The sequence below is a fragment of the Corynebacterium sp. HMSC074C05 genome, from assembly GCF_001838325.1.
GTDB lineage: Bacteria > Actinomycetota > Actinomycetes > Mycobacteriales > Mycobacteriaceae > Corynebacterium > Corynebacterium amycolatum.
Genome location: NZ_KV836284.1, coordinates 44,475 through 64,669, shown reverse-complemented (window position 1 = coordinate 64,669; position 20,195 = coordinate 44,475). Strand labels below are relative to the sequence as shown.

Here is a 20,195-nt window from a genome sequence, read left to right as displayed (position 1 = left end):
CACAGCTCCCGGCAGCTATGCCCCCACCTGGCCGTCGGCGCGATCGAGCTTGTCCAGAATCGGACGGTTCGGCTCACCGGCGGCTTCTGCTTCTTCCTGGACGCGCTTCAGCGCACGCTCCTCTGGCTTTTCCAGGAGCTTTTCCAAAATAATGACATCGCGCCACTGCCCCGCCATTGGGCCGTAGGTCATCTTTGCCATGTGGTGGTAAATCCCCACTTCTCGGAAGCCAAGCTTTCGATGCAGCTTTAGCGATCCCACATTCTCCGGAAAGACCCACGAGTGAATCGACCAGCAGCCGCGCTCCGTGGCATCGTCGATAAGCTTCTGCAGCAGCGTCGCCGCCAGCCCCATGCCCTGCCCGTCAGGGTGGACGTAGATGGAGTCTTCAATGACGCCATTGAAAATCGGGCGCTTGGACACTGGCGCGGCTGATGCCCATGCCAAAATCTTGTCTGGATTCTCCGCATCGACTGCGACATAACACAGGTCAACGCGCTTTAGAGCGATAAATTCGTCCCATTCGGGTGCCGAATGTTCCCACGATGCATGTCCTGTATCAAGGCCAATCTCATAGATTTCTTGGATCTGTGGATAGTCCTCTTCACGCATCATTCGGATCGTGAAATCGCGCTTCTTTTCAGCCATAACTACAAGTGTGGCTAATTTTTTCGCGCACGTCGAACGAAACGCCAAAAATATTGTAAAAAGATTACTTTCTCCTGCGTGGTCGCCCGCTTCCGCCACCGCTTCGACGTCCGCCACGGCCACTGCGCGCATGCTTTACGACGGCCCCAGCGCGCTGCCGACGGGCTTGCTTAGCAAGCGTCTTTTCTCGGGCCGACAACTTCTTTGGAGCTTCGTCAGCCTTCCTGCGCCCCAGCTGCGTGCGTGTCGATCCCTCCCGACGCCCCTGGACAATGCCGACGAACTCCTGCCGGAGCTCGTCGTCCTCTGCTTTCGGCCACACCAACCAAATAGCTGTTCGGGACAGCGGATCTGTGGCACCTTCCTCAGCCACCAAGTTCGATGAGGCCACCGCCTTCTTCGATAGCGCCTTCAAAATCGTGCGAGGCCCCACTACGACACCTGCACCAGTGGCTGCGACAGGCAGCATCTGTCGCAGCTCGTCCGCATCCACGGAGGTCAGCAGCACAGTTTCGTCCGCCAACAGCTCCTCCGGCACGGACTCTGTGAGGGAGAATACGTGTTCTTTTTCGTAGGCCACGCCCCAGGCTTCGTCGTAAAGCCGGATGCGATGGAGCGACTCGGGCAGCGAGCCTTCGGACTCTAACCGAACCAGCGCCATGTCAGCGGCACCGCCGACCAGGTCGGACATCGGATCGTCGGCGGCGTGGGTGTGCAGTGTTGCCGGAATCCGATCTCTAAAGCGGCGAAACCACTTCTCGGGACTGGTGCCGGTGGCGAACACGATGCGCAGGACGGCGGGTTCAGGAGTCGACATACTCCGCAAGGTTACTCGAATGGGTGCTAGCGTTGAACCCATGAAACCCCTAACCGCAGCCAAGAAACTTGGCATTTTCCTCCCGGCCACACCCGAGGAATTTCGCACTGGTGAGATTTCGCACGCGCAGTTTGCGGAACTGCAGTCCAATCCGCCGGAGTGGCTCGCTGAGCTACGCCGCAACGGACCGCACCCGCGCCCGGAAGTTGCCCGCAAGCTGGGCATTACTATCACGGCGTTGAAGAAGAATGACATGGACAAGCCGCTGACAACGGCGGAGATTAAGGATTTGCTCGAGCAGATGCCGGAGTGGCTGGAGGCCGCTCGTGCGTCTCTGGCGAAGCAGCGCGTGGAAGCCGCTGAGGCAGAGTCCAAGAAGGACGACGGCCCTGGTCGGGCTGCCGCTGAAGCTGCTCGCAACGCCGAGAAATAGCAGACACAGCAGACACAGCAGACACAGCCGACGTCTTCAAGGAGGATCCTCGTGGCCATCGACTACACCGCACATGCAATCAACCACAAGGGCAACGGTACGGTTGTCCTGATTGGCTCGCTGGGCACCACACAGGGGATGTGGGAGCCACAGGTAGCCACTTTGAGTGAAAAGTACCAGGTCATCACGCCAGATGTCCGTGGCCATGGCGAATCCCCTATCCCCGAGGGTGAGTGGGACATGAGCCACTTGGCCGCCGACATCATCGAGGTCCTCGACGAGGAGGATGTTGACCGCGCACATTTTGTGGGACTATCCCTCGGCGGCGCTATCGCCCAGACCATCGCACTAGAACATGCCGATCGCGTGGTCAGCCTGACGCTGTCGTCGACGGCGCCGAAATTCGGCACACCCGAGGCCTGGCAGGAAAAGGCCGAGCTCGTGCGCGACAAGGGCACGGTCGCGCTCGCCGATACTGTCGTCCGCAACTGGTTTACCGACGAGTGCTTCGGCACCACCCCTGAGCTCCCCGCCCGCTTCCGCGGCATGATCGCAGATTGCCCCGATGACGGCTACATCGGCGCCTGCGGAGCACTGTCCCGCTTCGACACCCGCGAGCGTCTCGCCGAGATCACCGCTCCGACGCTGGTTATCGCCGGCAAGCAGGACACCTCGACGTCTCTCGACGTCGTCACTTCGCTTCACGACGGCATCGCGGGCTCGACCATGGTCGTCATTTCGCCGGCCAAGCACCTGCTTAACCAGGAGACCCCGGAGTACTACAACTCTGCTCTGCTGGCGCACATTGATGGGATTGCCGACTAGCGCCTAATCGCAGCAATAAAAAATAAAAAATGACGCGACCTGCTCGCTGTCCATTCCACAGGGACGGCGCACGGGTCGCGTCATTTTTTCGAGTGCAATTGGAGGTTGCTATGACTGCAGTGGAAGAAGCTCGGATAATCAAGGGAACCGGTCTCCACCTGATGCTCATACTAACGACCACCAGCACTAATGGGAATAAGAAAACGAGAATGTTTCGTTAATCACCCCCATGACGGCCATCTCAAACGCTTACACTCTCCACCCCAAAGTCCCAGCGGCCCGACTGGCAGACATGACAAAAATAGCCATCCACCTGGCTTTGTAGGTTAGCATTACCTAATATTGCCGACCGTCGGCGATAGTCCGAATTCAATAGCAACCCCCAACCGCAACGGGGGTAGTTTTCCGGGAAGGCTGGGCGCAATATCCGTCGTCAAGCGATTCCACATCACCAATCGGGAAAAAACTTTTAAAAAAACAAGTGTCTCTCATCACACTCATGCATAATGGGGTACAACAGTCATAGTCACTATGACGATGAACCGAGGCCATCGCGTTTATCTGCAGCGTTTATCTGCGACGTACGAAAAGGCCTTAAGACAAAAATTCCACGACAATATTTCTAGGAGCATGTCATGAAGGACTTTCTGCCCCGTACTCACTTCGAAGAAGAGCACAACATGTTCCGCGACATGGTTCGCGGCTTCGTCGAGAAGGAAATCACCCCAAACGTAGAGCGCTGGCACAAGGAAGGCCAGCCGGATCGCGAGGTCTTCAAGAAGGCCGGCGAGCTCGGTCTGATTGGTATGTCCACTCCGGAGGCATACGGCGGCGGCGGAGAGATGGACTTCCGCTACAACCAGGTCCTGAACGAGGAGCTCTCCAACGCTGACTGTGGCTCCATCGTCGTTTCCTTCGGCGTTCTCAACGACCTGGTCGCTCCGTACCTGGCTAAGTTCGGCAACGAAGAGCAGAAGCAGAAGTACCTGGCTTCCATGAACGCCGGCGACACCATCGGCTGCCTCGCCATGACCGAACCGGGCGCAGGTTCCGACCTGGCAGGTATGCGCACCTTCGCCAAGAAGGACGGCGACCACTACGTCCTCAACGGCACCAAGATCTTCATCTCCAACGGCATGATGGCCGACTTCGCTCTCGTCGCAGCTATCACCGACCCATCCAAGGGCCGCGCTGGTGTCTCCATGTTCATCGTCGACGCCGACCTCGAGGGCTTCACCAAGGCTGGCCCGCTGCAGAAGGTCGGCTTGAAGGCTCAGGACACCGCTGAGCTCAACTTCGACAACGTCCGCGTTCCGGCCGAGAACCTGCTCGGCGAAGAGGGTGCCGCCTTCGGCTACCTGCGCACCAACCTCGCTCACGAGCGACTGACCCTGGCTTGCGGCTCTGTTGCAACTTCCCGCCGCGCCTGGACCCTCGCTTACAAGTACGCTCAGGAGCGCGAGGCATTCGGCCGCCCGATCATCCAGCACCAGGTCCACGGCCACTACCTGGCTGACATCGCCACCCGCGTCACCGCCCTGCAGGCTTTCGTTGACCAGGCCGTTATGGCTCACAACGCAGGCCAGCTGGACGAGACCGGCGCTTCCATGGCCAAGTACTGGACCACCGAGGAGCAGCAGGACATCGTTACCCGCTGTCTGCAGATGTTCGGTGGCTACGGCTTCATGCTCGAGTACCCGATCTCCACTCACTACCTCGACTCCAAGGTCCAGACCATTTACGGTGGCACCAACGAGATCATGAAGGAAATCATCTTCCGTCGCATCGCCAAGGGCGGCGCAGAGTAAATAGCGCACGTCGGCCTAGCTGATTCGACACAAACCCCGTCAGGTTTTCCTGGCGGGGTTTTTGCATACCTCAAAGTTCATGGCTGGTGATTATTTACGAGGCTTGATTGGAGCTGCCCTCCCCCTGTGCCACACCCCTCACCAAAACCATTACCCCCTACAAAACTGAAACTATACAATGAGATACCTATCTCATATACTAAGATTCCATTAGGTAATGGTGATGCACTTCACCAATTTTCCCCTCGGCCACGCGGGCGCGTGACCGAAGATGAAGGATTGGAGTTCCAGAGGTATGAGCACAACTAACTCGACCGCTACCCCTCAGCGAAGGGAGGTGTTTTCCACCCGAGCAGCCTTCATTTTCGCCGCCATCGGCTCGGCAGTCGGGCTTGGAAACATCTGGCGTTTCCCCTATGTCGCATACGGCTCCGGCGGTGGCGCCTTCCTTATCCCCTACCTGGTCGCACTTCTGACCGCGGGTATCCCACTGCTCTTCCTCGACTTCGCCATCGGCCACCGCTTCCGCGGTTCCGCACCGAAGTCGATGCGCCGCATTAAGTCCTGGGCAGAGCCAATTGGCTGGATTCAGGTCGGTATCGCCTTCTTCATTACCGTCTACTACGCCGTTATTATCGCGTGGTCCTTCATCTACGCCTGGAAGTCCATCCGCAAGAGCTGGGGCCCAGATGCCGAGACCCACTTCATGAAGGACTTCCTCCAAGCGGACACCGAGAGCGTCTTCTCTCTCGACTTCGTCCCCTCGATTTCCATCGTCCTGCTCATTGTCTGGGTACTCGTCATCGGCATTCTGGCCGCTGGTGTGGACAAGGGCATCGGTAAGGTCTCCGTCATCTTCATCCCGCTGCTGACCGTTCTCTTCGTCGCAGTGGTCATCTACTCCCTGACCCTGGACGGCGCTGCACAGGGCCTGGACGCATTCTTCACCCCAGACTGGTCCGCGCTCACTGACTCCAGCGTCTGGATTGCCGCCTACGGCCAGATTTTCTTCTCCCTGTCCGTGGCCTTCGGCATTATGCTGACCTACGCCTCCTACCTGAAGCCACGCACGAACCTCACCGGCTCCGGCCTGGTCACCGCGTTCGCAAACTCCTCCTTCGAGGTTCTCGCCGGTATCGGTGTCTTCGCCACCCTGGGCTTCATGGCAGCGCAGTCGGGTCAGGCTGTCGACGAGGTCGCAACCTCCGGTATTGGTCTTGCCTTCATCGCCTTCCCGACGGTCATCTCTGAGATGCCAAACTTCATCGGTTCGGTCTTCGGCCTGCTATTCTTCCTCTCCCTGGCAATCGCCGGTGTGACCTCCCTGATGTCGCTACTCGAGGTCGTCGTCTCCGCAGTCAAGGACAAGCTGAACCTCGGCCGCGTCCAGGCCACTCTCACTGTCGGCGGCTCCATGGCCGTCATCTCGCTGCTGGCTTTCCCGACCACCTCAGGTCTGGTAACCCTCGACATCGTCGATAAGTTCACCAACAACGTCGGTATCGTCCTGGTTGCGCTGTTGACCATCATCGCAATCGACTGGATCCTGCGCCGCACCAACGAGTTCGCTATGCACCTCAACGCCGTGTCCTCGTTCAAGGTCGGCACCATGTGGCAGATCTTCGTCGGAAACATCACGCCGGTCATTCTCGCCGTCATCCTGTTCCAGGAGCTCATTGGACTTTTCCAGGAAAACTACGAAGGCTACTCCGACACCCAAATCGACATCTTCGGTTGGGGCGTCATCGGCGTGATTCTCATCGGCGCTCTGATTATGGCCATCCTGCCTTGGCGCGGCCAACACCGTCTCGACGGCCCTCCGGGCTCGGACTTCGGCGTGACGCCAGATTTCAAGCGGACCTCACACCTGCCACGCAAGCACACTCCGGAAAATCAGGAGGTTTAAGCCAAATGTCCGGTATCGCAATTGTCATGATGGCACTGTTCATCATCGTCATCTGGGGCGGCCTGGCGGTCGCGCTGATCAGCCTATCCAAGCACCCCGACGAGGTTTCCGGTGAACTGGGAGATCACCCAGAGCTCACCAGCGAAGTACTAGGAGCGCAGGAAGAGCAGTAGTTCTTCACTACTACTTCTCTCCTGCCACTCCAGGTATCTGACTTACTCACCTACGAAACGCGGTGGTCGCTTCTCCAAGAAAGCGGCCACCGCTTCCTTATGGTCGGCCGAGACCGCCAGGCGTGCCTGCGCATCCGCCTCCGCCGCCGCAGCGGCCAGAGTGTCCCGGCGCAGCAGAGTCTTGATCTCCTTCAGCGCGGCCGTCGGGCCCGCGGCAAACTGGGCTGCCAGCTCACGTGCCCGAGCCGCTGGATCATCCACCACTTCAGTAACCAGGCCGAGGCTCAGGGCCTCGTCGGCAAGCACCTTTTTATCGAAGAACAACAGCTCGCGCGCCTTCGCGTCGCTGACCATGCGCGGCAGCAGCGCCGACATGCCACAGTCCGTGGCCAGGCCAATCGACGGGAACGCCGCTTTGAACGACGCCTTCGGGCCAGCGATACGGAAATCACAGTGCAGCGCCAGCGACCAACCGGCACCCGCCGCAGCACCTTCGATAGCGGCAATAACCGGAACGTTAATCGCGGTCAGCTCCGCGACCATCGGGTTGTACTCCTCGACAACCTTGCCCATGCCAGCGCCCGACTGCAGGTCAGAGATGTGCTCCTTCAAATCCTGGCCCGTACAAAACGCCTTCGGTCCGCCGAGCAGGATAACAGCGCGCACGTCCGGCTCTTGCGCACGCTCAAAAGCGGCTTTTAGCTCCAAGCGGAGATTCTTATCCAGGGAGTTGTATGCATCCGGGCGGTCGATGGTGATGGCTAGAATGCCGTCGGAAAATTCTTGAGTAACGTTGCTCATAACCTCGCAGGTTATCGCAATCTCCCCCGCCTCGGACGCACTTTTGCACCAAATCACCCGCCGCGAGTAACAAGGGACACATGACACTTCCACGCCCCGCCACGCCTGACGATGTCCACGAGATCGTCGACCTCATCAAAGACCTGGCAGCCTACGAAAAAGAACCCGACGCCGTCCGACTGACCCCCGAGCGCCTGCGCGAACAGCTCTTCGGGGACAACCCCGCGATTTTCTGCCATGTCGTCGACTCCACATCCGGAAATTTGGACGATTGCGACGATAACGGCGCCGGTGTTAGTAGTGGCGGTGTTGTTAGTAGTGGCGGTGTTGGTGGCGGCCCTCGCCTCGACGGCATTGCACTGTGGTTCCTGAACTACTCCACCTGGGAAGGCACCCACGGCATCTACCTCGAAGACCTTTACGTCCGTCCCGAGGCACGCGGCACCGGCAAGGGCAAAGCACTGCTGCAGAACCTCGCGCGAATTGCCGTGGAGCGAGGCTACTCACGTGTCGAGTGGTGCGTCCTGAAGTGGAATCAACCCTCCATCGACTTCTACCGCTCCCTCGGCGCCTTCCCCATGGACGAATGGGACACCTTCCGCCTCACCGGACAGCCGCTCGCTGACTTCGGGGCGTAGAAGGCGGAGATGCTGCTGTGCGGCGGTGTGAAGGTTCAGCTGCGCTGCGTTTGCAGGGTAATGCGGCAACAGAAAAGTCCGGATGTGGATAACTGCTAAACTGGGTGACTTATCCACAGCCTGCCCTCATGGGCGTTGTCCCCCTACATCCGGACTTTTACCTTCGAAGGCATGACAGTTCTTGGGACGCTCGCCACACTGGCCTCGCGCGGAATGGACACGCTGGCGGAACTCCACGCCGCCCGTCCCGACGGCCACGACGCCACCTCCCACCTGGCGGCAACCCTCGGCCTTGACCCGGCGCGCCTTCGGCTGTTGCTACGCGTCGCCGCCCACTATCTCCAACCCGCTGACACCGAGGAAAACACCAAAGCCCGCGAAGACGCCACCGCTCTGGCCCGCCGACTCGGGCTCAGCCTGGACACCTGCGTGCTTATCGACAAGCGCAGCCGCCAAGCCAACAACGCAGAACTCCACGACAACCTGCGGCTCACATTCGTCGCGGCCGCCGAGCGTCTCGGCTTCGAAGAACTCGATCTCTACATGCGGGAAACTCTCACCGAGCTCAACACCGAAGACGAACCACCCCAGCACCTGCGCGCCCGGTTTTCCCGGAAGGTAGACATCCGGGGAATGAAGCACTTCCACATCTCCGGCCCCTCGGATATGCTCGACAATCTCCTGTCGCCGCTTACCATCCGCGCCGCAGAAATCCGGAAGTCCCATCCGGAGTTTTCCCACGACCGTTGCGTCGGTCAGGCGCTTGCCGAGCGCCTCGAGCATGCCGATGCCGCAATGCCCGTCGACAAGCTCGATGAAATGCGCTACCAACCCGCCATCATCATCACCGCACAAGACATCATCGACTACAGCCCGCGCTTCGCCGCCACCACCAACGGCTCCGCGCTCGCGCCCGACGTCTTCCTCAACGCCCTACTCGCCGACACCGGGTGGGCCGTGCTTTACGACGAACACAGCGCCATTACGGACTTATTTCCCATCGGCAACCCACGTCTGGCGACTGAAGAGCAGCGCATCGCGATGCTCATCGACAACCCCATCTGCGCCTGGCCCGGCTGTGAACGCCCCGCCTATAGCGGACAAGCGCACCACCTAGTCGCCCACAAAAACGGCGGCACAACCACGCTGGACAACCTCACCATGGTCTGCCGAGAACACAACGGGCTTAACGACGACGACCGGGAAGGACGCAACGGCTATCTCGAACGCATCCCCACGTCCGGACATATTCGATGGCGCCCGCCGGACAAAACTCGACCGCCCCTGTTTAGTAACTCGTTTGTGACGTCAATGTCCGGGAGGTCGTACGCGGGGTATCGAGCGGGTACGACGAAACAGCTTGGGCCGGAGCCACCACCTCCGGACTAAAACCCGGATGTATGGGAAAACCCGTCCTAGCGCACTGCTAGAACGGGTACTTGCGCTGCAAAAACGCAGAATTAGATGAGGTTCCAGTCCTCGATGCCGTCGTAAAGCGGGAATTCCTGAGCGATCTTCGAAACACGAGCACGCAGGGAGTCAACATCCGCATTCTTGCCGGCGGCGAGAGCAGTACCGATGACATCGGCGACCTCGGTGAAGGCCTTCTCGTCGAGACCGCGGGTGGCCAGCGCCGGAGTACCGATACGAAGTCCGGATGTAACCATCGGAGGACGCGGGTCAAACGGAACAGCATTGCGGTTGACGGTGATGCCAACAGCGTGGAGTAGATCCTCGGCCTCCTGGCCGTTCATCTCCGAATTGCGCAAATCCGCCAGAACCAGGTGGACATCGGTGCCGCCAGTGAGAACATCGACGCCAGCCTCGGCGCAGTCGGCAGCGGTGAGACGCTCAGCCAGGATGCGGGCACCGGCGAGAGTGCGCTGCTGGCGCTCCTTGAACTCCTCGGTACCAGCAATCTTCAGCGCCACGGCCTTGCCGGCGATAGCGTGCATCAGCGGACCACCTTGCTGCCCCGGGAAAACAGCGGAGTTCAGCTTCTTGGCGTACTCCTGCTTGGCCAAAATCATGCCCGAACGAGGGCCACCGAGAGTCTTGTGAACGGTGGTCGACACAACGTCAGAATGCGGAACCGGCGACGGGTGCAGACCGGCGGCAACCAAACCTGCGAAGTGCGCCATGTCCGTCCACAGCTTCGCGCCGACCTCATCGGCGATGGAGCGGAAAGCTTCGAAGTCGAGGTGGCGCGGGTACGCCGACCAACCTGCGATGAGGACATCCGGCTTTTCTGCGAGCGCCTGCTCACGCACCTTGTCCATATCGATCCGCATGGTGTCCTTATCCACACCGTATGCGGCGACGTGGTAGAGCTTGCCGGAGAAGTTCAGCTTCATGCCGTGGGTCAGGTGACCGCCGTGTGCCAGGTCGAGGCCCATAATCTTGTCGCCGGCGTTGATCAGCGCATGCAGAACGGCAGCGTTGGCCTGCGCGCCTGCGTGCGGCTGAACGTTGGCGAACTCAGCGCCGAAGAGCTCCTTGGCGCGGTTGCGTGCCATGTCCTCGACGACGTCGACGTATTCGCAGCCGCCGTAGTAACGACGACCCGGGTATCCTTCGGCGTACTTGTTGGTCAGAACCGAGCCCTGAGCCTGCAGCACTGCACGTGGAACAAAGTTCTCACTAGCAATCATTTCGAGCATGTCACGCTGACGAGAGAGCTCCCCTGCCATTGCCTCTGCGAGGTCGGGATCGAGTTCACGCAGCGATTGGTAGCGGACATCGTTATTGTTAGCCCCGGTCATGAGTAGGTTTTCGACCTTTCAATAAAACTTCAATGCCACAGGCCATGCTAGCCCTTTATGGGGCAAACCACGAAAGCAGCACCAATCAAGCATGCCCCCTTTATTGACTCGTTTTCCGGTTTTCGGCACCCCCTTGGCACAATTGGAAGTATGACGCGCGCAACATCCCCCAGCCCGTACGTCGAGTTCAAACGCGAGCAGTGGCGCGAAATGCGCAAGAATATGCCTCTGGTGCTGACGGAAGAGGAAGCTGAACGACTTTCCGGTATCGGTGAAAACATCGACCTGGACGAAGTCGCCGAGGTCTATCTTCCGCTTTCCCGGTTGATTCATATGCGTGTGGCGGCGCATCGGGAGCTGAACGCTGTAACGTCGAACTTCCTTGGGGAAAATCCTTCGAAGGGGGCGTCGGTGCCGTTTATTATCGGCGTCGCGGGTTCGGTGGCGGTCGGCAAGTCAACGACGGCGCGTTTGCTGCAGGTACTGCTCGAGCGCTGGGAGACTAATCCGCGGGTGGACTTGGTCACCACTGATGGCTTCCTCTACCCTTCTGAGGAATTGAATCGCCGTGGCATTATGCAGCGCAAGGGGTATCCGGAGTCGTATGATCAGCGTGCGTTGATGCGGTTTGTCACGGCGGTGAAGTCGGGGGCGCGGCATGTGAAGGCGCCGGTGTATTCGCACACGCTCTATGACCGGGTGCCGGATGAGTTCGTCGATGTCGATCGTCCGGACATTCTCATTCTCGAGGGGCTCAACGTTTTGCAGACGGGCCCGACGCTGATGATTTCCGATCTTTTCGATTTCAGTGTCTACGTCGATGCCCCGCGCGCGGACATCGAACGCTGGTACATTAATCGTTTCCTCAGTCTCCGCCAGACGGCGTTTCGCGCTCCGGGCGCGCACTTCGCGGATTACGCCACGCTTGACGACGAAGCTGCGGCCGAGGTGGCCCGACGCATTTGGCAGCAGGTGAACTTGCCGAACCTGACGGAAAATATTTTGCCCACTCGAGTGCGGGCGTCATTAGTTCTTACGAAGTCTCGGGACCACAAGGTTTCGAGGGTCCGGATGCGCAAACTCTAACATCCGGAAATTTTTCCGGATGTAGGGAGGTTATTTGCCGAAGCGGCGTGAGCGCTGCGAAAAGTCTCGAAGTGCGCGGAGGAAGTCGATGCGGCGGAATTCGGGCCAGTAGGTATCGGTGAACCAAATCTCGGAGTAGGCGGTTTGCCAGAGAAGGAAGCCGCTGAGCCGCTGTTCTCCGGAAGTGCGGATGACTAGATCGGGGTCCGGTTGTCCGGATGTATAGAGGCGGCGAGAAATGGCGTCGGTGGTGATGCTCTCCTCGAGCTCGGAAGCATCAATTCCTTCGGCGACTGATTCCCGGATGATTCTGCGTACTGCGTCGACGATTTCCTGCCGACCACCGTAGCCAACGGCGATGTTGACCTGGATGCCGGTGTTGTTCGCAGTGACTTCTTCGTCGTGGCGTAGCCGGGCGGTCATTCTTTCCGGAAGGAGCTCGAGGTGGCCGACCATGCGCAGGCGCACGTCGTTAGGCGATTGCGCCAATTCGTCGACGACGTCGGCGATGATGTCGAACAGTAACTCCAGCTCTTCGGGGTCGCGCCCGAGGTTTTCGGTGGAGAGCAGGTAGATGGTGACCAGCTCGATTTCCTGCTCGGCGCACCAGCCGACGAATTCTGCGATTTTGCGGGAGCCGACGCGGTGGCCGTGGCTTACGTCGGTGAAGCCAGCCTCCCTCGCCCAGCGGCGGTTGCCATCGGCCATGATGGCAACGTGCTTGGGGCGAGGTTTTCCTTCTAGCTCTTGGGCTAGTTTGCGCTCGTAGAGCGGATACGCAATCCGCCGGAGTGAGGACGGCTGGTTTTCTTTCACATATGTAACTCTACCCAATGGGCACGGCCGCTTTGTGCTTAGTCACGTGCCTGCCGACGCTTCCGGACTTCTGTCGCAAGCGTACGCAGCAGCCGGTCGGTGGTTTCCCAATCCATGCAGGCATCGGTGACGGACTTGCCGTATACGAGGCCATTACGCCCATCGGTAATTTTTTGCGCACCGGCTTCGAGGAAGGACTCCATCATGATGCCGGTGATGCGCTCGTCGCCGGCACCGATGAGCTTGCCGAGCTCCTCAACGACCTCGGCCTGGCGCACCTCGGATTTTCCGGAATTGGCGTGGGAGGCGTCCACCATGATGCTGATGGTTTGCTCGGCCTTGTTCAGGCGGGCTTCGGCGTCGTTAAGCGATGCCTCGTCCCAGTTCGGGCCGGAGGTGCCGCCGCGGAGAATGAGGTGGCAATTGTGGTTGCCGGCGGTTTCGACGACGGCGGCGCGGCCCTGGTCGTTCATGCCGAAGAAGAAGTGCGGGTTTGCTGCAGAGACCAGCGAGTCCACGGCGACCTGGACGTTGCCGTCGGTGCCGTTTTTGAAGCCGATGGGCATGGAAAGTCCGGAAGCGAGCTGGCGGTGGACCTGCGACTCCGTGGTGCGCGCACCAATCGCACCCCAGGAGACGGCATCGGCGATGTATTGCGGGCTGTTGGGCTCGAGGAATTCAGCGCCGGCGGGCAGGCCGGTGCGCAGGACCTCGATGAGCACTTCGCGGGCCATGTGCAGGCCCTTGTTGATTTTGAAGGAGCTATCCAGGTCGGGGTCGTTGATGAGTCCCTTCCAGCCGACGGTGGTGCGCGGCTTTTCGAAGTAGACGCGCATGACGACCAGCAGGTCCTCGTCGAGCTCATCGGCGGTGGCCTTCAGGCGGCGGGCGTAGTCGATGGCGGCCTCGGGGTCGTGAATGGAGCACGGGCCGACAACGACCAGCAGGCGATCGTCCTCGCGGGCGATGACGCGGGCGATGTCGAGTCGCGACTGCTCCACTTCGTTAACTAGGTTCGGGGTCAGTGGCTGTTTGGCCATGACCTCTTCTGGGGAGGGCAGGTCGTGGAAGGCTACGACACGGCGGTTCGCGGTAGAGGCGGGGGCTTCGAGGGAAGTTGGAGGGGTCATCTGAGGTCTCTTTTCTCTGGGGCGTTACGCATGTATTTGGCTGTAGATACGACAAAAGGCAGCGCCCCTATTGGTGGGGCTGCTGCCTTTGGCTCCGGTTGGTGGCGACGTGACGAATAGCCGCCGGCTGTGACTATGTCGTCACTGCCTCCGGAGCCTTCGAAAAATAAAATCGCCACATACGCATGCGCTTGACTGTAGCGCACTGCCTAGAATCCCGCAATTCGAACTCCAAATCCCGCCACACGGGAAACAATCAGGGGTGCGCGCAACTGCCCGTCGTCAAGCGACGCGCACACACCTTGACGCTGACTACTCCGCTTCACGACGCTGCTCTGCTGCAGCCATCGCCTTATCCACAGCCTCGGAATCGAAGGGATCCATGTCGTGCGCCTCGGCGAACTTCCGGCGAGCGGCCATGCGCTTCGCGCGCCGCGAGAGATCCCAGCCGAGAGCCAGGATGACGATGAGCAAAACGACAATGATGAGCAGGCCAACAGGAGAGGCCTTTCCGAAGTCAGCACCCCGCGGACCAGTGGGGTTCTGCGCCAGGAAAATTGTCGTGCGAGCCGCCAAGGCATCGAAGCTTTCAATCATGAGTTCCAGCTTAGCGTTAATTCCGGACTATTCCGCGTCGGGGTCGATACCGGCGAAGAGATCGGTCTCTGGCAGCTCGGTCTGCACTCGAGTGCGGGCAAGCTCAAACTCTTCGGTCGGCCAAACGCGCTGCTGAATGTCTACCGGCACGGCGAAGAATGGCCCGTTCGGATCGATCTGCGTAGCGTGCGCCAGCAGCGCCTGATCCCGCTGCTGGAAGTAATCGCCGCACTCAACCTGCGTGGTCACGCGGGTCATGATGTCGCCGGGAGTCTTAGTCCAACGGCGGAAGGACTCGGCCAGCGGGCTTTCCAAACCGTTGTCGCGATAGTAGTTGTCCAGCGCGATGAGACGCGCCTTGATGAAACCGTGGGTGTAGTAGAGCTTGGAAATTTCCCATGGTTCACCGAGCTCGGGGTACTTATCCGTTCCAGACTCCAGCCAAGCGCGCATGGACACGATATGGGTCATGATGTGGTCCGGGTGCGGGTAGCCACCGTTTTCGTCGTAAGTAATGACGACGTGCGGACGAAACTCGCGAATTGCCCGAATGAGAGGCTTGGTCGCATCCTCGACCGATTGGCGAGCAAACACTCCGTGCGACAGCACCGGCACCGGGTTGCCCGCAGGCAGACCGGAGTCGGTAAAGCCGAGCCACTCATGTTCAACGCCGAGAGTCTCAGCGGCTGCAGCCATTTCGTGAACGCGCACTGCGGCGATATTCTCCCGCACCTCCGGCCGATCCATCGCAGGGTTGAGAATGCTGCCGGCCTCACCGCCGGTGCAGGTCACCACTTTGACGCGATGCCCTTCCGCCGCATATCGGGCCATCGTTGCGGCGCCCTTGCTCGATTCGTCATCAGGATGAGCGTGAATTGCCATCAGACGAAGTGTCAATTGAAGTCACTCCCGCTACTATCTCAGTCCATGTTTTCTGGCCAAGGCCGGAGCCCTTCGACCGCAACGATGCTACTCCAGCACCGTTTCAATACCGCCCCACTATAGCGCTGCACCATCATATGACCACGCAGCATCGCTACTCGGTGGAACGACATAGCAGCAGGACACCGCGCCACACCAGAAAGATTGTTTAACTGTCAACATTTTACCACGTCGACCGAGAACTCCGATAGGCTAAAAAGCATGGCTGAAAGTTCGGAGCGAAACACCCGAAATACCGCAGCGCCGAAGCGAGAGCGCGAGCGCTATGGGGACAACAGTCGCACTCTCCCCGCAAAATTGGTTGTCATCGCTATTGTTGGCATGCTCGTCATCGCCGGCGCATACATCTTCGTTCAGATGAACCGCGTCTCCGCCCCGGATGTCTCTGCAACGCAAGCGGGCTGGAGCCGCACTCCAGGTAAGGAAGATGAGCAGTTCATCTTCACGCTGGACGTCACCCGCGAAAAGCCGGAGCTGGATAGCTACTGCATTATCTATGCGCTGAACTATGACGTGGCAGAGGTCGGGCGTCGCGACGTATTCATCCCGGGCGGCGGCCCCGCTACCGTGCGGATGGACGTCCCCATTGCCACCCGCGAGCTGGCCGTCGCAGGCGATGTCTATGGCTGCTCCACCGACATTCCGGAGTTCCTCGCACCTGCGAAGTAATCTCCCTTCGCGACTGAGGATCATGCGCTGCGGGGGGCACGTCGTAAAGCGTGCGCGACAACACTCCGACGCGCCTGTTATTGCCATGTGGCGTGACAGTGCTATCCTGTGACGCAGCCGACGGCCCCACGCGGGGCCGCTTTTGTATTAAATAGCCAAAAACACAGGAGGAACCATGACTGAGGCAAAGAACAATAGCCCATGGCTCACCCAGGAGTCCTACGACAAGCTCAAGGCCGAGCTTGAGGCGCTATATGAAAACCGCCCGGTCATCGCCGCCGAGATTAACGAGCGTCGCGAAGAGGGCGACTTGAAGGAAAACGCCGGCTACGATGCCGCCCGCGAGCAGCAGGGACAGGAAGAGGCACGCATCCGCTACCTCGAAGACCTGCTCCAGCGCGCCACTGTCGGCGAGATCCCGCAGGAGTCCGGTGTGGCTCTGGTCGGCACCGTGGTCCACGTCTACTACGACGGCGACGAGGACGACACCGAGACCTTCCTCATCGGTACCCGTGGCGCTGACTCCTCCAACCCGAACCTGGAGACCTACTCCACCGATTCCCCGCTGGGTAAGGCTCTGGTCGGCGCTAAGGAGGGCGAGACCCGCACTTACGCTTCCCCGAGCGGCGACGAAGTGTCTGTCACCGTAGTTAAGGCTGAGCCGTACAACCCGGAGATGGATGCCTAAGCGCTGAGGTTACTTACCCCCGGCGCTAGACCGCCTCAACCCAGGCGGCGATCTCGGGCCACAGCGCCCGATTCTTGGACCGATAGAAGCCCATATGGCCTATCGGTCCATTTTTTGTACCCTCTCCCGCTTCAATATCGCGCTTTACGACGTCACACTGCACAGCCCGATTGGTCAAAATGTTGACTGCCGGTCGATTGGCCCACCGCGCGTCCGTGTTTAATGCGAATCGAGAAAGCAGCTCATCAGATAAGAGCAAAGCGCCGGCCAACCCGTAAAACGGGCTAACCGGCGCTTGTGCGTTAGTTAGTTTTCTAGCGTTTAGTCCCTGAAGTAGGACAGCAGACGCAGAATCTCGGTGTAGAGCCAGACCAAGGTCACAGCCAGGCCGAGGGCGACACCCCAGGCGTACTGAGCCGGAGCACCTGCGCGGACCAGTCGGTCAGCCTGATCAAAGTCAATCAGGAAGCTAAAGGCTGCCAGGCCGATGCAGACCAGCGAGAAGATGATCGACAGCATGCCACCGTCACGCAGCGGGAAGCCCAGGCCGAACAGGGAGAGCACCAGGTTGCCCAGCATGAGGACCAGGACACCAATCAGAGCCGCACTCATGAATCGGGTGAACTTCGGGGTCACACGGATAGCGCCCGACTTGTAGACGAAGAGCATACCGATGAAGACACCCAGGGTGGCCAGCACGGCCTGCATAATCAGCGCACCAGCAGCAACGCCCTGAATCGGGGCGGTGAACATGAAGCTGATGCCGCCGACAAAGAGCCCCTCGAAGGCCGCGTAGGTGAGGGTAACCGGCGCGGAGCCGTACTTCTTGCCGAAGGTGGAAACCAAAACAGTAATCAGACCACCGATGGCGCCGACGATGGTCAGAATCATGGCCAGGCTGGTGGAGACGCTAACGGCAATGAAGAAGTTGACTGCAGCCAAAACGATGATGGTTGCCAGCGTGATGCCGGTCTTGGAAACGACATCGTCGACCGTCATCGGACGGTAGTCGGCGGCAACCTGCGACTGGTACGGGTTATCCCCGTAGTCAGCGCCCATCTGACCTTGGCCGTAGTGTTGTGCGCCCGCCTGTCCGCGGGCGACGGTCTTAGTAAGTGAACTGAATGCAGGATTGCTGCTTTCGCGCACGTCGTCCTTCTTTCTTTTTCTCAGTTTTTCTTACAAGTTTTGAACTTAGGCACACGTGCATACGTCTGCCTACACTGTCTACAACGGGCGACGTAAAGGTATTGTTCCCAACCCTGAAAAACAGTTAGTATCAAGGTAATTCCTCGCCTGCTGGCGGTGATTTTGTAATCGCGGAAACACTCACAGTCGCCAGGCGTGGGCACCACTTGAGTGATTACGAAACAGGAGGTTGGTCAAGATGTCTGATGGCCTTGACTACGATCCGGATACCACTGGTGATTTCGACGAGACCACGCTCGATGGCTCAGAGGGGCTCGATGGCGACTTCCTCACCGGTGACGGCGAGAATTATGTAATGGATCCTCCAGACCGCTGGCGAGGCGCTTCTCCGCATGACACTCTCGGCAAGCGGTTGGCAGAGGAAAAGCCGGACATCGACATCGATGACGATCTGGATGATGACCCGGAGATGCGCTACGGCGATGTCGACGGTCACGAACCGTTCGAGTTCGGCAACGATGGCCCGCGAGACCCGGACCGCAACCGTCGGATGGGCTGGACTACTTACTAGAGTTTTCTAAATTTTAGTAGTTTTGCCAAATTTACTATCTCGGAGCGTCGCGCAACAGTAGTATCTGTGCCATGACAGCATCTACTGCCACGACAAACCGAACTACCATCCGCAATCCGCTTAACGACGAGCTCGTTGCCCGCCTTCTTCAGCGCGTCACGGTAGCTGATAAGTCGAAGACCGCCACTATCTCGGCGCCATTTACCGGCCAGGAGCTGGCGCAGATTCCTGTCGGTACCCAGGCCGATGTCGACGAGGCCTTCAAGCGTGCCCGTGCGGCGCAGAAGAAGTGGGCCCGCATGGCACCGGAAAAGCGCGGCGAAGTGCTGCACCACTTCCACGACCTGCTGTTTACCCACTGCGACCAGGTGCTGGACCTGCTGCAGGCCGAGACCGGCAAGAACCGCGCCAGTGCCCACGAGGAGCTCGTACACACCGCTATCACCGCCCGCTACTACGGCAATCAGGGCCCGAAACTGCTTGAGCCGAAGCGAGCACACGGTGCTGTCCCAGTACTTTCCAAGACCACCGTCTACCACCACCCAAAGGGCGTCGTCGGTGTTATTGCTCCGTGGAATTACCCACTGACTCTCGCGGTTTCCGACGCGCTGGCTGCACTGATGGCTGGTAACGCCATCGTGCTCAAGCCGGACAGCACCACTCCGTTTACCGCTCTCTTCGCTGTCGATTTGCTCTACCGCGCTGGTCTTCCGGAGGATCTCTTCCAGGTCATTCCAGGCCCAGGTCGCGTTGTCGGCCAGGGCATTGTCGGCCAGTGCGACTTCCTGATGTTCACCGGCTCCTCCGAGACCGGCCGCTCACTGGCACAGCAGTGCGGCGAGCGCCTGATTAGTTTCTCCGCGGAGCTCGGCGGCAAGAACCCGCTGATTGTCGCTGAGGATGCCAACATCAACCGCGCGGTCGAGGGCGCGCGCATCGGCTGCTTCACCAACTCCGGTCACCTGTGCGTGTCCATTGAGCGAATCTATGTCGTGGACTCCGTCTGGGACGAATTCGTCCCGGCATTCACCGACCGCGTGAAGGCAATGTCCATCGGCGCTGGCTACGAGTGGGAAACCGAAATGGGCTGCCTGCAGTCTCAGGGCCAGTTCGACATCGTCAAGTCCATGGTCGACGAGGCCATCGAGGCCGGCGCCACTGTACTGGCCGGTGGTCGTCCTCGCCCGGATCTAGGACCGCTGTTCTACGAGCCGACCGTGCTTACCGACGTCCCGGAGGGCGTCGCCCTGCTGACCGAAGAGGTATTCGGCCCAGTGGTAGTCCTCCAGCGTGTCTCGGATGTCCATGAGGCTATCGCCAAGTCCAACGATTCCCGTTATGGTCTCAACGCTTCGCTGTGGACCTCCCCGCGTCGTGCAAAGGAGCTGGCTCCACAGCTTGAGGCCGGCACCGTGAATGTCAACGATGGTTTTGCTGCGGCCTTCGCGTCTGTCGATGCCCCGATGGGTGGTTTCAAGGATTCGGGTGTGGGCCGTCGTCAAGCAGCGGGCGGCTTGCTGAAGTACACCGATGCGCAGACGGTGACCGTGCAGCGTCTTTCCCCGGTGTCGATGCCACAGATGCCGCGTGAGCTGTACTCGAAGGTGTTCAACACGGCACTTGTTCTCGGCAAGAAGTTCAACGTCCTGCCGTAATACGTGTGTAGCGCACACAAATAGCAAAAAGCCAGGTCAGAAAACTCTCTGACCTGGCCTTTTGGTGCCCCCAGTGGGACT

At 59.6% G+C, this 20,195-nt stretch carries 21 protein-coding genes; 12 read left to right on the top strand and 9 right to left on the bottom strand.

Annotated features, from left to right (window positions below):
- Window positions 1-15: 15 nt before the first annotated feature.
- Both HMPREF3042_RS02895 and HMPREF3042_RS02890 read right to left on the bottom strand, forming a co-directional pair.
- The gene (locus HMPREF3042_RS02895) at window positions 16-648 is read right to left on the bottom strand and encodes a GNAT family N-acetyltransferase (RefSeq protein WP_038626150.1); all 633 of its coding nucleotides are present in this window, start codon (window positions 646-648) and stop codon (window positions 16-18) included.
- Between the two features lie 64 nt (window positions 649-712).
- Window positions 713-1,465 (bottom strand): type 2 periplasmic-binding domain-containing protein, encoded by a 753-nt coding sequence (locus HMPREF3042_RS02890; RefSeq protein ID WP_049181647.1) that lies wholly within the window; start codon window positions 1,463-1,465, stop codon window positions 713-715.
- 40 nt (window positions 1,466-1,505) lie between these two features.
- On the opposite strand from HMPREF3042_RS02890, the gene HMPREF3042_RS02885 reads away from it, so the two are divergent.
- The 5 genes from HMPREF3042_RS02885 to metS all read left to right on the top strand — a co-directional run bounded on the left by HMPREF3042_RS02885 (window position 1,506) and on the right by metS (window position 6,610).
- The gene (locus HMPREF3042_RS02885) at window positions 1,506-1,898 is read left to right on the top strand and encodes a DUF5997 family protein (protein WP_070595549.1); all 393 of its coding nucleotides are present in this window, start codon (window positions 1,506-1,508) and stop codon (window positions 1,896-1,898) included.
- A 51-nt stretch (window positions 1,899-1,949) separates the two neighbouring features.
- A complete protein-coding gene (locus HMPREF3042_RS02880) occupies window positions 1,950-2,723 on the top strand; it encodes an alpha/beta fold hydrolase (protein WP_070856016.1) in 774 nt (257 codons plus the stop codon).
- A 635-nt stretch (window positions 2,724-3,358) separates the two neighbouring features.
- Window positions 3,359-4,531, top strand: coding sequence for an acyl-CoA dehydrogenase family protein (locus tag HMPREF3042_RS02875; protein ID WP_048759734.1), 1,173 nt, complete (start codon window positions 3,359-3,361; stop codon window positions 4,529-4,531).
- 295 nt (window positions 4,532-4,826) lie between these two features.
- Complete coding sequence (locus HMPREF3042_RS02870) at window positions 4,827-6,437, top strand: sodium-dependent transporter (protein ID WP_070856015.1); 1,611 nt, start codon at window positions 4,827-4,829, stop codon at window positions 6,435-6,437.
- A 5-nt stretch (window positions 6,438-6,442) separates the two neighbouring features.
- A complete protein-coding gene (gene metS, locus HMPREF3042_RS02865) occupies window positions 6,443-6,610 on the top strand; it encodes a methionine/alanine import NSS transporter subunit MetS (RefSeq protein ID WP_070856014.1) in 168 nt (55 codons plus the stop codon).
- 42 nt (window positions 6,611-6,652) lie between these two features.
- On the opposite strand, the gene HMPREF3042_RS02860 is transcribed toward metS, so the two are convergent.
- Window positions 6,653-7,411 carry an enoyl-CoA hydratase-related protein gene (locus HMPREF3042_RS02860; protein WP_070767186.1) on the bottom strand — a complete coding sequence of 253 codons (759 nt, stop codon included), beginning with the start codon at window positions 7,409-7,411 and terminating at the stop codon, window positions 6,653-6,655.
- Between the two features lie 80 nt (window positions 7,412-7,491).
- On the opposite strand from HMPREF3042_RS02860, the gene HMPREF3042_RS02855 reads away from it, so the two are divergent.
- Complete coding sequence (locus tag HMPREF3042_RS02855) at window positions 7,492-8,049, top strand: GNAT family N-acetyltransferase (protein WP_070856013.1); 558 nt, start codon at window positions 7,492-7,494, stop codon at window positions 8,047-8,049.
- A gap of 171 nt (window positions 8,050-8,220) precedes the next feature.
- Window positions 8,221-9,438: an HNH endonuclease signature motif containing protein gene (locus tag HMPREF3042_RS02850; protein WP_232250777.1), complete on the top strand. Its 1,218-nt coding sequence runs from the start codon at window positions 8,221-8,223 to the stop codon at window positions 9,436-9,438.
- A 71-nt stretch (window positions 9,439-9,509) separates the two neighbouring features.
- Here HMPREF3042_RS02850 and glyA read toward each other — a convergent pair whose 3' ends face one another.
- Complete coding sequence (gene glyA, locus HMPREF3042_RS02845) at window positions 9,510-10,811, bottom strand: serine hydroxymethyltransferase (RefSeq protein WP_049192849.1); 1,302 nt, start codon at window positions 10,809-10,811, stop codon at window positions 9,510-9,512.
- 150 nt (window positions 10,812-10,961) lie between these two features.
- On the opposite strand from glyA, the gene coaA reads away from it, so the two are divergent.
- The gene (gene coaA, locus HMPREF3042_RS02840) at window positions 10,962-11,897 is read left to right on the top strand and encodes a type I pantothenate kinase (protein WP_038626177.1); all 936 of its coding nucleotides are present in this window, start codon (window positions 10,962-10,964) and stop codon (window positions 11,895-11,897) included.
- 30 nt (window positions 11,898-11,927) lie between these two features.
- Here the strand turns inward: coaA and HMPREF3042_RS02835 are convergent, their stop codons facing one another.
- The 4 genes from HMPREF3042_RS02835 to mca all read right to left on the bottom strand — a co-directional run bounded on the left by HMPREF3042_RS02835 (window position 11,928) and on the right by mca (window position 15,322).
- Window positions 11,928-12,713 carry an isoprenyl transferase gene (locus HMPREF3042_RS02835; protein ID WP_038626180.1) on the bottom strand — a complete coding sequence of 262 codons (786 nt, stop codon included), beginning with the start codon at window positions 12,711-12,713 and terminating at the stop codon, window positions 11,928-11,930.
- A gap of 38 nt (window positions 12,714-12,751) precedes the next feature.
- Complete coding sequence (locus HMPREF3042_RS02830) at window positions 12,752-13,843, bottom strand: 3-deoxy-7-phosphoheptulonate synthase (protein ID WP_070560110.1); 1,092 nt, start codon at window positions 13,841-13,843, stop codon at window positions 12,752-12,754.
- A gap of 312 nt (window positions 13,844-14,155) precedes the next feature.
- Entirely contained in the window at window positions 14,156-14,440 is a 285-nt protein-coding gene (locus tag HMPREF3042_RS02825; protein WP_016423190.1) for a hypothetical protein, read from the bottom strand.
- A gap of 27 nt (window positions 14,441-14,467) precedes the next feature.
- On the bottom strand, window positions 14,468-15,322 hold the full coding sequence (gene mca, locus HMPREF3042_RS02820) for a mycothiol conjugate amidase Mca (RefSeq protein ID WP_070546065.1): 855 nt from the start codon (window positions 15,320-15,322) through the stop codon (window positions 14,468-14,470).
- A 261-nt stretch (window positions 15,323-15,583) separates the two neighbouring features.
- Between mca and HMPREF3042_RS02815 the strand changes: the two genes are divergently transcribed.
- Together HMPREF3042_RS02815 and greA are read left to right on the top strand one after the other, a co-directional pair.
- The gene (locus tag HMPREF3042_RS02815; protein WP_070566587.1) at window positions 15,584-16,051 is read left to right on the top strand and encodes a DUF4307 domain-containing protein; all 468 of its coding nucleotides are present in this window, start codon (window positions 15,584-15,586) and stop codon (window positions 16,049-16,051) included.
- A 175-nt stretch (window positions 16,052-16,226) separates the two neighbouring features.
- The gene (gene greA, locus HMPREF3042_RS02810) at window positions 16,227-16,739 is read left to right on the top strand and encodes a transcription elongation factor GreA (RefSeq protein WP_016423193.1); all 513 of its coding nucleotides are present in this window, start codon (window positions 16,227-16,229) and stop codon (window positions 16,737-16,739) included.
- 321 nt (window positions 16,740-17,060) lie between these two features.
- On the opposite strand, the gene HMPREF3042_RS02805 is transcribed toward greA, so the two are convergent.
- Entirely contained in the window at window positions 17,061-17,888 is an 828-nt protein-coding gene (locus HMPREF3042_RS02805; protein ID WP_016423194.1) for a Bax inhibitor-1/YccA family protein, read from the bottom strand.
- 238 nt (window positions 17,889-18,126) lie between these two features.
- On the opposite strand from HMPREF3042_RS02805, the gene HMPREF3042_RS02800 reads away from it, so the two are divergent.
- Together HMPREF3042_RS02800 and HMPREF3042_RS02795 are read left to right on the top strand one after the other, a co-directional pair.
- Complete coding sequence (locus HMPREF3042_RS02800; protein WP_016423195.1) at window positions 18,127-18,459, top strand: hypothetical protein; 333 nt, start codon at window positions 18,127-18,129, stop codon at window positions 18,457-18,459.
- Window positions 18,460-18,530: 71 nt separating this feature from the next.
- Window positions 18,531-20,114, top strand: coding sequence for a succinic semialdehyde dehydrogenase (locus HMPREF3042_RS02795; protein WP_038626196.1), 1,584 nt, complete (start codon window positions 18,531-18,533; stop codon window positions 20,112-20,114).
- Window positions 20,115-20,195: the final 81 nt, after the last annotated feature.